We start from the raw sequence: 11,826 nt of genomic DNA on the forward strand, positions 1-11,826 counted from the left end.
TCGACAAAATCTAATTAAAAAGCTAAAGAAATAAAAAAAAGAACCGATATTATAAGCAAGTGATAAAATAAATCACCTTCTTTTATGTTAGGGGAGTTTATGATGGATAGAACATCTTTAATTGGAATTCTTTTTGGCATTATAGCTGTTGGGGTTGGGATGGCACTTAAAGGAATTAGCCCTCTCGTTATTTTTAATCCCGCTGCTGTGATTATTATTTTTTTAGGAACGATTGCATCAGTTACTATCGGTTTTCCAGGAAAAGAGTTAAAGAAAATTCCAAAGCTTTTTAAAGTGATTTTTAGTGAACAAAAAGTGCCGCAAATTAAAGACTTAATCCCACTGTTTATGGAGTGGGCAAGTTTAGCCCGAAAAGAAGGGATTTTGTTTTTGGAAGGTCGTGTAGGTGAAGTTGAAGATCCGTTTTTGCGCAATGGTATGAAACTCGTCATTGATGGACAGTCACCTGAGTTTATACGCGACGTGATGAATGAGCAACTGAATGCATTGGAAGAACGGCATGAAGCAGGAGCACAAATTTTTTCACAAGCGGGTACGTACGCACCGACTCTTGGAGTGTTAGGGGCAGTGATTGGACTCATTGCTGCCTTAGGTAATATCGCAAACTTTGATATTCTTGGTGAAGCGATAGCAGCTGCATTTATCGCTACGTTGCTCGGAATTTTCTCTGGATATGTATTATGGCATCCGTTTGCTAACAAATTAAGACGGAAATCAAAAGAAGAAATTCGCATTCGTGAAATTATGATTGAAGGTATTTTATCGATTCAAAATGGTCAATCGCCGAGAGCGATTCAAGAAAAGTTAGCGAGCTATCTCCCTTTAAATGAAAGTGCAAGCTTGCTCAAAGAGGGGGAAGAATATGGCAAGAAACAGGAAGCGTCATAAGGAAAACGAAGGAATGAATGAGTCGTGGCTTCTTCCTTACGCAGATATGCTCACTTTGCTACTCGCATTGTTTATCGTACTGTTTGCGATGAGTTCATTAGATGCTGCCAAGTTTCGTGACCTTGCCCAGTCGTTAAGTAGTGTATTTACATCGAGTTCTGGGATTATGGAATATCCGAGCCCTAATGAGCAAATTGTACCTGACGAAATGTCGAGTGAACTGCATGATACAGCTGCGATGAATGAACTGGAAGAATTAATAGCGTTGCAGAAACGGATTGATGAATATATTCAAAGTCACGATTTAACGAACCGTTTAACGACAAATTTATCAGGCGAAGGATTGCAAATTACAATTTTAGATGATGCATTATTTGATTCTGGTAGTGCTGATGTAAAAAAAGAAGCTCATGAATTAGGTGTCGAAATTTCCAAGTTTATCGTATCTGATCCGCCACGGCATGTAACGATAAGTGGTCATACAGACAACGTTCCGATTCATAATGCAGCGTATAGCTCAAATTGGCATCTAAGTGTGATGCGTGCAATTCATTTTATGGAAGTGTTGTTGGAAAATGATAATCTTGAGCCCGATTATTTAAGTGCAAAAGGATACGGGGAATATCGGCCGATTGCAAACAATGATACTGCAGAAAACCGTGCGAAAAATCGCCGGGTTGAAGTGTTAATCACTCCAAACTATGACTTGAAAATTAATGAAGAATAAGCGAACTCGCCCTACTTGTTGGGCGAGTTCAACTCGTTGAGGAACACTTTCATCCATCGTGGCTGAAGTACAGGTTGTATGAGCATAAACGTTGCCATAGAGTTTGTGCTCATTAATAAAGTGTCTCTCTTCTCTCTGTTAATCGTTAAAAAAATATAGACAAAGTCGCTTTTTTTGACTTTGTCTACTTGATACTCATCTAAAGAAAGGTGAGTATTTTATTTCGTCTCGTAAAGGACTTCGTCAATGAGTCCGTATTCTTTCGCTTCTTCAGCAGATAAAAACTTATCTCGGTCGGTATCACGTTCAATGATTTCGAGTGATTGACCTGTACGCTCAGCATAGATTTTGTTAAGTTTCTCACGCATTTGAATAATCCGTTTCGCATGAATTTCAATATCAGCAGCTTGCCCTTGTGTGCCACCAAGAGGCTGGTGAATCATGACTTCACTATTTGGAAGAGCAAAACGTTTTCCTTTTGCACCAGCCATTAATAAAAAGGATCCCATTGAAGCAGCCAATCCGATACAAATCGTGGATACGTCAGGTTTAATGTGTTGCATCGTATCGTAAATCGCCATTCCCGCCGTGATTGAACCACCAGGACTATTAATGTAAAGAGAAATATCTTTATCAGGATCTTCGGCAGCTAAAAATAAAAGCTGTGCGACGATTGAGTTTGCAACCGTATCGTCAATTGCACTTCCAAGCATGATGATGCGGTCTTTCAGTAAGCGAGAGTAAATGTCATACGCACGTTCTCCTCTGCTCGTTTGTTCAATGACTGTAGGTATTAAATGCATATACGTTCATCCTCCTTTTATTTCAAAAAGCACTTTATGTAGTTCCATCATAACTAAAAGGTCAAGATAGGTCAAATATAAAGTTTGCTAAAATTTCCTTTTAATTTAAAAAATGCTTTGATAAAGTCTCCGTCTACATCTTTCCCGTAACATTCTTTTTTAAAACGTCTTTCATTAATGGCTTGTTGTCTGGAAAGATTGTTAAAAAAATGATATTCGTTAAAATCAAACCCGAGCCAATCAGTTGAAAGATGCCGAACGGAATTTGTAACCATAAAACTGAAGTGATGATTGCAGTGAGTGGCTCAACAGTTCCTAGCAAGCTCGTTTCTTGAGGTTTTAAATACGTAAGACTTTCAAGATAAAACCAAAAGGCAAACATCGTACCGAAAATAACGACAAAAATTAAATAACCAACGGTCGAAATCGTCCAGTCGGTCATGTCGACCTCCCAAGGTGGGTAAAAAAGAGCAAGGCAGCTTCCGCCGATGAGCATAGCCCAACCGACGACAGCTAGTGAACCCCACTTATCAAGTAAGCGTTTCGGATAAAGGGTATAGAAGGCGAGGGCAATTCCCGATAAAATACCCCAAATGATTGCGCCGATTGGGACAGACAAATGATGGACAGACCCGTTTGTAAGGAGTAGAAAAGTTCCCGTTAGTGCAAGCAAAATCGCGATGATTTCTTTACGTTGAAGTAGGGTCACTTTATTTATAATTAAATAAATCATAATAAAAATTGGTGCTAAATATTGAAGCAATGTTGCGACCGCAGCGTTACCTAATTGGATGGATATCATATATGTGTATTGAACGGCGAGCATTCCTAAAAGACTAAACACGATCAATTTAATTGCATCTTGTCGATTTGACCATATGCGAATGACGTTCATTTTCTTTTTTCTTAGTCCTGCGATCGTAAGCAACATAAGGCCCGAGACGATGAGACGAAATGACACGAGCCACTCAACGGACATGTTTTCATTATGAAACAAATGTTGAGCAACCGTCCCGCCAACACCCCAAAATGAGGCACCTAAAAGGACATATACATATCCAATCCATCGAGAGTCTCTATTCATACTGAACCCCATTTCATCATATACGGAGCAAGTCAAAGTTCAAACGTATATTTTTTATGTACAAAAAAAGCGGCTGATTAAATCATCCGCTTTTTTCCATTATGTAAGAATAAAAATAAGCTGTCGCTTAATACATTTCATCAAATTATACTTTATGTATGGCGCGCTCGAGAGGACTCGAACCCCTGCATGACGTGGTACCGGAAACCACCGCTCTATCCAGCTGAGCTACGAGCGCAAACTGCATTCTTCATTATACTTGAAAAAAAACAAGTTTGCAATGTCAAATGATGTCATTTATTATTTCGAAAAAAGTCGAACTGTAACAAGTGCTTCTATAGTAATATATTAAGAAGGAGGGCGTGATGATGTTGGAAATTGGTTTATTTCAAAAACAGACAACAAAGCTCGTCATGACGACTGAACTCCGTCAAGCGATTTCGATTTTACAATACTCGAACACTGAATTACTCGATTTCTTGAAAGAAGAAGCGTTAGAAAATCCGTTATTAGAATTAAAAGAAGATAAATCTGACGACGGAGCGTTGTATTACCAGAGCTATTCAAATGGATCGTCATCGCACGATTCAGACAATGAAAACGATAATCCTGTCGATTATTTTCATAATAAAGAAGAAAATTTACAAGCTTATTTGCTAAAACAAGCGCACGAGTTGTCTTTTCCTAAGCATGAGCGAGGAATCGTCGTGTTTTTAATTGAAAACCTTGACGATGCAGGATACTTAACGATTTCGCTTGAAGATGCTGCAACAATATTAAAAATAGATGAAGAAGAGGTTGCAGCTGCCTTCGAGTTGTTTCGCCAGTTTGAACCGATCGGAATCGGAGCTCGATCATTACAAGAATGTTTGCTTTGGCAACTTGAAAATTTGGAAGAGCGCAGTCCACTAACAGAATGGATTGTGAAGGATGATTTGGAACGATTGGCGACCAAAAAGTGGGCAGAACTTGCTAAGAAGTATGATGTCACATTGGCGGACATTCAAGCCTCGGCTGATCTTATACGTATGCTTGACCCGAAGCCAGGGTCGGCATTTAGCGATGAGACGACGAAATATTTAATTCCTGACGTCACCGTTGAAAGAGGCGATGATGGCTATCGTGTCATCGTCAACGATTATATGTTGCCGACTGTTCAGTTAAATCGCCAGTATCAATACATGTTATCACAAACAGGAAAAGACGAGGCACAGAAATATATGCATGAAAAACATAGTAAAGTGCTTTGGCTCATTCGTAGTATTGAACAACGTAGACTTACGCTACAAATGCTGACAGAGGCCATTGTAGAAAAGCAAACGGATTTTCTTGAAAAAGGGTTAGCCTATTTAAAACCTATGACGTTAAAAGAAGTTGCCGAGCAGATTGGGGTGCATGAATCTACAGTGAGCCGTGCTGTAAGACAAAAAGTGATCCAAACCCCGAAAGGTATTTTTGAATTAAAAGATATGTTTACATCAAAAATTCAATCTTCCGATGGAAGCGGAGCTTCTTCAACCGCGGTCAAACACGCAATCGTGAAACTAATTGAATCAGAAAACAAACAAAAACCGTTATCAGACCAAAAGATTTCGGATCTTTTAAAAGAACGTGAAGGGATAGCGATTTCAAGAAGAACGGTAGCAAAGTACCGTGAAGAGTTGCACATCCCATCATCCGCAAAACGAAAGCGTTTCCAATAGAAAGGATAAAATGAAATGACTGATGTTACATTATATACGAAAAACAATTGCCCATTATGTGATGATGCAGAAGAAGCGTTAAGAGCACTTGAAAAAAAGTGGGAGCTTTCTATTAAAAAAATGAACATTTACGAAAACGATGCATTGTTGGAGCGATACCACCTTCGTATTCCTGTCGTCAAAGTAAACGGTGAGGTCATTGTGGAAGGCATCGTTGATGAGCACAATTTGAACGAAGCTTTTGAAAAAATGTTTCAAAATAAATGAAGGATTGGAAGCTTACCGCTTAAGGTAAGCTTATATTTTTGTGTGCGTCTATTTACGAGTCTAAATCTATTTGTCAAAGCGAGGTGGGATGTTCGGAATTTCTCACAGATTTCACAGTTGCGAAATAGAATTTAATAACCGTATAATAAGAAGCAGTGTAAACGATGAAAAATGTCGTTTTTCAAAGAATAATAAAGGCACAGTTTTACAAACTGTGACAATCCTGCATGTAAATCTCATTGAATTTGTGGTATGAATAGTGAAGGGATTTCATGTCACTACTGGTTTAGGTCAATAGAGGGGGTACGTTTTTTGAATAAGAAAACGCTGCATGATATGAATTGGAAAGGGAAAAAAGTCTTTTGTCGCGTCGATTTTAACGTTCCAATGGAAAAGGGATCAATTACTGATGATACGAGAATAACAGCTTCTTTGCCGACGATTACATATTTGTGTGAACAAGGCGCGAAATTAATTTTGGCGAGCCACCTCGGCCGTCCTAAAGGGAAAATAGTTGAAGAGTTACGTCTTGATGCTGTCGCTAAAAGAGTTGGGGAATTAACGGGGCGTCGCGTTACTAAAGTGAATGAAGTGTATGGAGCCCAAGTAGATGAAGCAACTTCTAACTTGTCAGAAGGCGAAATCGTCATGCTAGAAAACGTTCGCTTCCATCCAGGTGAAGAAAAAAACTCGCCTGAACTCGTAGAGCAATTCGCAAATATGGCTGATATTTATGTAAACGACGCTTTTGGTGTTGCCCATCGGGCGCACGCATCAACTGCAGGTGTTGCAGAGCGACTCCCAGCGATCGCTGGTTTTTTAATGGAGAAAGAAATCGATGCGTTAAGCAAAGCATTAACAAATCCAGATCGACCATTTACTGCGATTATCGGTGGAGCAAAAGTGAAAGATAAAATTAACGTCATCGACCATTTACTCGATATTGTTGACAATTTAATTATCGGTGGCGGTCTGGCCAATACATTTATGAAAGCACAAGGGCTTCAAATTGGAGATTCACTATTTGAAGAAGATAAAATTGAATTGGCTGCAAATTTGCTTGAAAAGGCAAAAAGCAAACAAGTGTCGTTTTATATGCCTGAAGACGTTGTTGTTGCTGACGCATTTAGCAACGATGCAAATACAAAAGCTGTCTCCATTCAAAACATTCCTGATGGTTGGCAAGCACTTGATATCGGTCCAAAAACGGGAGCTATTTACCGTGACGTCGTCTTAAAATCGAAGCTTGCCGTCTGGAATGGCCCAATGGGTGTATTTGAAATGGACGCGTTTGCTGAAGGTTCAAAAGCAGTCGCGGAAGCATTAAAAGATGCAACTGAGACGTATACAATCGTCGGCGGTGGCGACTCCGCTGCAGCGATTGAGAAGTTTGGATATACCGCACACATTGATCACATTTCAACCGGTGGCGGTGCATCATTAGAATTTATGGAAGGTAAAGAACTTCCAGGCGTAAAAGCACTTGATGATAAGTAAGGTAGGACAACGTATAAATGAACAAAAGAAGGTGAAAGTCGTGCGAAAACCGATAATTGCCGGAAATTGGAAAATGAATAAAACAGTTGAGGAAGCAAAACATTTCGCAAATGAAGTAAAAATAGCGATTCCTTCTCCAAACGAAGTAGATGTGGTCATATGTGCACCAGCACTAGCGTTATCCACGCTTGTTGAAGAGGCGGATGGAACTGATTTGAACATTGGAGCACAGACGATGCACTGGGAGAAAGAAGGAGCATTTACAGGAGAAATTAGCCCATATCAACTGCAAGCACTCGGTGTGGATTATGTGATTATCGGTCATTCCGAGCGGAGAGAAATGTTTGCGGAGACGGATGAGACTGTAAATAAAAAAGTAAAAGCGGCGTTTGAATATAGACTTACGCCGATTGTTTGTGTCGGAGAAACGCTCGAAGAGCGAAAAGCTGGGGATACAGAAGCTGTGATTCGTAAATCAATTGAACGAGCCTTTTCCGGTGTATCACAATCAGATGTAGAAAAGGCTGTTATTGCATATGAGCCAATTTGGGCGATCGGAACGGGAGAGAGTGCGTCACCAGTTGAAGCGAATGCTGTTTGTCAGTTTATTCGCAACGTTATAAAAGAAAATGTTTCGGAAGGTGTAGCAAACCGAGTTCGCATTCAATATGGTGGGAGTGTGAATGAAAACAATATCGATGATTATTTAGCTGAATCGGATATTGACGGTGCGCTCGTAGGTGGTGCAAGTTTACAAGCACTCCAATTTTTACATTTGTTAGGAGCTGTGCAACGTGTCAATAACTACTAAACAACCTGTTGCCCTCATTATTTTAGACGGATTTGCATTACGTGATGAGGTTAAAGGGAATGCTGTTAAACAAGCGCATAAACCAAATATTGATCGGTATTGGAATGAATATCCGCATACGACATTAACCGCTTGTGGTGAAGCAGTCGGCTTGCCCGACGGTCAAATGGGAAATTCAGAAGTCGGTCATTTGAACATTGGGGCAGGGCGTATCGTGTACCAAAGCTTAACGAGAATTAATGTGGCGATTCGTGACGGAGAATTTTTTAACAATGCAGCGTTTTTAAATGCAACGAAGCACGTTAAGAAAAACCGGACAAGTTTGCACTTATTCGGTTTACTTTCCGACGGTGGCATCCATAGTCATATTGACCATATGTTTGCTCTACTTCAATTAGCGAAAGACGAAGGTGTTGAACGGGTATACGTCCATGCATTTTTAGACGGGCGTGATGTTCCGCCGAAGTCAGCTATCGAATATGTTGAACAGCTCCAAGAAAAATTTGCAGAAGTTGGTATTGGTGAATTAGCGACTTTGTCTGGGCGTTATTATGCGATGGACCGGGACCGGCGTTGGGATCGCGTTGAGAAAGCATATCGTGCAATCGTATATGGTGAAGGTGAAAACGCTTTTGACCCAGTTAAAGCGATTGAAGATGCATATGCCGGCGGAGTAACGGATGAATTTATGTTGCCGACTGTGATGACGAATACAGATGGAACACCAATTTCGACAGTGAGTGACGGAGATGCGATCGTGTTTGCGAATTTTCGCCCTGACCGTGCGATTCAACTTTCGCAAGTGTTTACGAATGAATCGTTTTTAGAATTTGAACGCGGTGATAAGTTCCCATATGATCTTCATTACGTCTGTATGACACATTATAGTGATACCGTTCAAGGGGAGATTGCATTTAACACGCTCGATTTAAAAAATACGTTAGGTGAAGTCGTGTCGGAAGCAGGTCTCACTCAGCTTCGCATTGCAGAAACAGAAAAGTATCCGCACGTGACATTCTTTTTTAGTGGTGGCAGAGAAGAAACGTTTCAAGGCGAAAAACGGATACTCATCGATTCACCGAAAGTAGCTACGTACGATTTAAAACCTGAAATGAGTGCATATGAAGTAACAGATGCACTGCTCGCTGAACTAGATGCAGATCGATTTGATGTCATTATTTTAAACTTTGCTAATCCAGATATGGTCGGGCATTCAGGTATGCTTGAGCCAACGATTAAAGCGGTTGAAGCTGTTGATGAGTGTCTCGGAAAAATTGTTGATCGTATCATTGATAAAGGTGGAGTTGCAGTTATATCCGCTGACCACGGAAATTCAGACGAAGTGATTACACTTGACGGCAAACCGATGACAGCTCATACGACGAATCCTGTCCCTGTCATCGTTACGAAAAAAGGGATCGAACTCCGTGATGGAGGAATTCTCGCTGATCTTTCTCCGACATTGCTTGACTTATTGCAAGTACAAAAACCTGCTGAAATGACCGGAAATTCTTTAATAAAATAAAATTATTGGAGTGATATCGATGTCAATCATTGTAGATGTGTATGGTCGTGAAGTGATCGACTCACGTGGGAACCCAACTGTAGAGGTGGAAGTAATTTTAGAATCTGGAGCCATCGGAAGAGCGCTCGTTCCGAGCGGAGCTTCGACTGGTGAATATGAAGCGGTTGAACTTCGAGATGGGGACAACGATCGTTACCTTGGGAAAGGTGTTTTAAAAGCTGTTGAAAACGTAAATGAAGTGATTGCGCCTGCACTTGTCGGCCTTGACGGTTTAGATCAGCTTGGCGTAGACGAAACATTGTTAGAACTTGATGGCACGAACAATAAAGCCAAACTTGGTGCAAATGCAATTCTCGGTGTATCCATGGCAACCGCTCGTGCAGCTGCAGATGTACTCGGCATCCCGCTTTACATGTATTTAGGTGGTTTTAATGCGAAACAATTGCCCGTTCCAATGATGAATATTTTAAACGGCGGCGAGCATGCGGACAATAACGTTGACATCCAAGAATTTATGATTATGCCGGTTGCAGCCGAAACGTTTAGTGAAGCGATGCGATGCGGAGTTGAAATTTTCCATTCATTGAAAGCTGTTTTACAAGAAAAAGGTTTAAATACAGCGGTTGGCGATGAGGGTGGCTTTGCACCAAATTTATCGTCGAACGAAGAAGCGTTGCAAACGATTATGGAAGCCATCGAAAAAGCGGGATATAAACCGGATGAAGAAGTGAAACTTGCAATGGATGTCGCTTCTTCAGAAATGTACAAAGACGAAAAATATCATCTAGTTGGTGAAGGGCTTGTAAAAACATCGGAAGAAATGATTGATTATTATGAGGAATTGATTTCTAAATACCCCATTGTATCGATTGAAGACGGTCTTGATGAAAACGATTGGGACGGATGGAAAAAGCTAACGGAACGTCTCGGAGATAAAGTACAGCTCGTCGGTGACGACTTGTTCGTAACGAATACAGAAAAACTATCAGAAGGTATTGAAAAAGGTGTTGGAAACTCCATCTTAATTAAAGTGAACCAAATCGGTACTTTAACGGAAACGTTCGATGCGATTGAAATGGCAAAACGTGCGGGTTATACGGCTGTTATTTCACACCGTTCAGGTGAAACAGAAGATAGCACGATTGCCGATATTGCGGTTGCAATGAATGCGGGACAAATTAAAACAGGTGCACCATCCCGTACAGATCGTGTCGCAAAATATAACCAGCTTTTGCGCATTGAAGATGAACTTGATGCCGTTGGAGAATATGTTGGTCTACGTGCATTTTATAACCTTCATAAATAATTTTTTTCGGAGATCGCTGTACAGCGGTCTCCTTTTTTGCTACAGTTAGTAGAAGTAGTCCTGTTAATGGAGGGAAGTTGCGTGGGAACGTTTTTTACAGTGTTACTCATAGTCGTTGCGTTAGCATTAATCGCAATCATTTTATTACAACAAGGTAGAAGTGCGGGATTATCCGGCGCGATTAGCGGTGGCGCTGAACAGCTTTTTGGAAAACAAAAAGCACGTGGCATCGATGCACTATTACATAGATTGACGATCGTCCTCGCTGTCCTGTTCTTTTTACTGGCAATGGCTGTAGCGTATTTTGTATCATAAATAATGGATATCCTAACAGCAGGTTTACTTATCCTGCTGTTTTTTATGTGAAATTTTGGGGAAATTATTAGAGAAACAATTTGAGGAGGAGAGGAACATTGCGGATTGTCCCACCGAAACCATTTACATTTAAAGCTGGAAAACGAGCTGTTCTTTTATTGCATGCATTTACAGGGAATACTGCGGATGTACGAATGCTTGGACGCTATTTACAAAAACAAGGGTATACGTGTCATGCCCCGCTTTACAAAGGTCATGGCGTTCCACCTGAAGAACTTGTGAAAACAGGTCCGGAAGATTGGTGGCAAGATGTGACGGAAGCGTATCAATTTTTAAAAGAAGAAGGTTATGATGAAATCGCTGTCTGTGGCTTATCGCTTGGAGGGGTTTTTTCACTTAAAATAGGTTACACTTTGAATGTAATGGGGATTATTCCAATGTGTGCCCCGACGACATTTAAAAGTGATGAAAGGATGTTTAACCGGCTCGTTAGCTATGCGAAACAATACAAACAATTGCAAGGAAAGGGAAAGGACGAAGTCGAAAAAGAAATTGAAGCGTTTCGCGAAACACCGTGGAATACGTTAAATCGACTGCAAGCACTCAATTTAGATGTAAGAGAAAACCTACATAAGATCACGGTACCAACATTTGTTGTACAAGCTCGACTAGACGAACTTATTCCGATCGAGAGTGCGGACGAAATTTACAATACGATCAATTCTGAGAAAAAGGAATTAAAATGGTACGAAGAATCGACACACGTCATTACACATGGAAAAGAAAAAGACCAATTGCATGAAGATGTTTTTAATTTTCTTGAAAGCCTTGATTGGTCAGTAGAATAAAGAGAGACATCAATCTGTTGAGTCACGACGT

General features: G+C 40.5%; 12 protein-coding genes and 1 tRNA gene. 10 read left to right on the plus strand and 3 right to left on the minus strand.

The window, feature by feature from the left end; genetic code table 11:
- Nucleotides 1–102: 102 nt before the first annotated feature.
- Nucleotides 103–909 (plus strand): flagellar motor stator protein MotA, encoded by an 807-nt coding sequence (motA, locus tag ABU914_RS00335; RefSeq protein WP_379667761.1) that lies wholly within the window; start codon nt 103–105, stop codon nt 907–909.
- Nucleotides 884–1,636, plus strand: coding sequence for a flagellar motor protein MotB (gene motB / locus ABU914_RS00340; RefSeq protein WP_379667762.1), 753 nt, complete (start codon nt 884–886; stop codon nt 1,634–1,636). The genes motA and motB overlap by 26 nt, the downstream gene beginning before the upstream one ends.
- Before the next feature lie 218 nt (nt 1,637–1,854).
- On the opposite strand, the gene clpP is transcribed toward motB, so the two are convergent.
- From clpP to ABU914_RS00355, 3 genes are all read right to left on the minus strand, one after another.
- The gene (clpP, locus tag ABU914_RS00345) at nt 1,855–2,439 is read right to left on the minus strand and encodes an ATP-dependent Clp endopeptidase proteolytic subunit ClpP (protein ID WP_379667763.1); all 585 of its coding nucleotides are present in this window, start codon (nt 2,437–2,439) and stop codon (nt 1,855–1,857) included.
- Nucleotides 2,440–2,572: 133 nt separating this feature from the next.
- Nucleotides 2,573–3,523: a DMT family transporter gene (locus ABU914_RS00350; RefSeq protein WP_379667764.1), complete on the minus strand. Its 951-nt coding sequence runs from the start codon at nt 3,521–3,523 to the stop codon at nt 2,573–2,575.
- Between the two features lie 159 nt (nt 3,524–3,682).
- A tRNA-Arg gene (locus tag ABU914_RS00355) sits at nt 3,683–3,761 on the minus strand.
- Between the two features lie 130 nt (nt 3,762–3,891).
- On the opposite strand from ABU914_RS00355, the gene rpoN reads away from it, so the two are divergent.
- The 8 genes from rpoN (at nt 3,892) to ABU914_RS00395 (ending at nt 11,795) form a co-directional block, all read left to right on the plus strand.
- Nucleotides 3,892–5,226, plus strand: coding sequence for an RNA polymerase factor sigma-54 (gene rpoN, locus ABU914_RS00360; RefSeq protein WP_379667765.1), 1,335 nt, complete (start codon nt 3,892–3,894; stop codon nt 5,224–5,226).
- Between the two features lie 15 nt (nt 5,227–5,241).
- Nucleotides 5,242–5,493, plus strand: a complete 252-nt coding sequence (locus ABU914_RS00365) for a glutaredoxin family protein (protein ID WP_379667766.1) — start codon at nt 5,242–5,244, stop codon at nt 5,491–5,493.
- A gap of 312 nt (nt 5,494–5,805) precedes the next feature.
- Nucleotides 5,806–6,990, plus strand: a complete 1,185-nt coding sequence (locus ABU914_RS00370; protein WP_379667767.1) for a phosphoglycerate kinase — start codon at nt 5,806–5,808, stop codon at nt 6,988–6,990.
- Between the two features lie 40 nt (nt 6,991–7,030).
- Nucleotides 7,031–7,801, plus strand: coding sequence for a triose-phosphate isomerase (gene tpiA / locus ABU914_RS00375; protein WP_379667768.1), 771 nt, complete (start codon nt 7,031–7,033; stop codon nt 7,799–7,801).
- Entirely contained in the window at nt 7,791–9,326 is a 1,536-nt protein-coding gene (gene gpmI, locus ABU914_RS00380; RefSeq protein WP_379667887.1) for a 2,3-bisphosphoglycerate-independent phosphoglycerate mutase, read from the plus strand. Before tpiA ends, gpmI begins: the two co-directional genes overlap by 11 nt.
- Nucleotides 9,327–9,345: 19 nt before the next feature.
- On the plus strand, nt 9,346–10,632 hold the full coding sequence (gene eno, locus ABU914_RS00385) for a phosphopyruvate hydratase (RefSeq protein ID WP_379667769.1): 1,287 nt from the start codon (nt 9,346–9,348) through the stop codon (nt 10,630–10,632).
- An 81-nt stretch (nt 10,633–10,713) separates the two neighbouring features.
- Nucleotides 10,714–10,947, plus strand: coding sequence for a preprotein translocase subunit SecG (gene secG / locus ABU914_RS00390; protein WP_379667770.1), 234 nt, complete (start codon nt 10,714–10,716; stop codon nt 10,945–10,947).
- A 98-nt stretch (nt 10,948–11,045) separates the two neighbouring features.
- Nucleotides 11,046–11,795, plus strand: a complete 750-nt coding sequence (locus ABU914_RS00395) for an alpha/beta hydrolase (RefSeq protein WP_379667771.1) — start codon at nt 11,046–11,048, stop codon at nt 11,793–11,795.
- Nucleotides 11,796–11,826 lie beyond the last annotated feature (31 nt).

Origin of the sequence: Pueribacillus sp. YX66 (genome assembly GCF_041725775.1) — a bacterium.
In the GTDB taxonomy this organism is placed as follows: Bacteria; Bacillota; Bacilli; order Bacillales; family UBA6769; genus Pueribacillus.

What these genes read in the sequence shown, in the direction of transcription:
- motA (WP_379667761.1), top strand. Translation starts at nt 103, where the DNA reads ATGGATAGAACATCTTTAATTGGAATTCTTTTTGGCATTATAGCTGTT.
- motB (WP_379667762.1), top strand. Translation starts at nt 884, where the DNA reads ATGGCAAGAAACAGGAAGCGTCATAAGGAAAACGAAGGAATGAATGAG.
- clpP (WP_379667763.1), bottom strand. Translation starts at nt 2,439, where the DNA reads ATGCATTTAATACCTACAGTCATTGAACAAACGAGCAGAGGAGAACGT.
- ABU914_RS00350 (WP_379667764.1), bottom strand. Translation starts at nt 3,523, where the DNA reads ATGAATAGAGACTCTCGATGGATTGGATATGTATATGTCCTTTTAGGT.
- rpoN (WP_379667765.1), top strand. Translation starts at nt 3,892, where the DNA reads ATGTTGGAAATTGGTTTATTTCAAAAACAGACAACAAAGCTCGTCATG.
- ABU914_RS00365 (WP_379667766.1), top strand. Translation starts at nt 5,242, where the DNA reads ATGACTGATGTTACATTATATACGAAAAACAATTGCCCATTATGTGAT.
- eno (WP_379667769.1), top strand. Translation starts at nt 9,346, where the DNA reads ATGTCAATCATTGTAGATGTGTATGGTCGTGAAGTGATCGACTCACGT.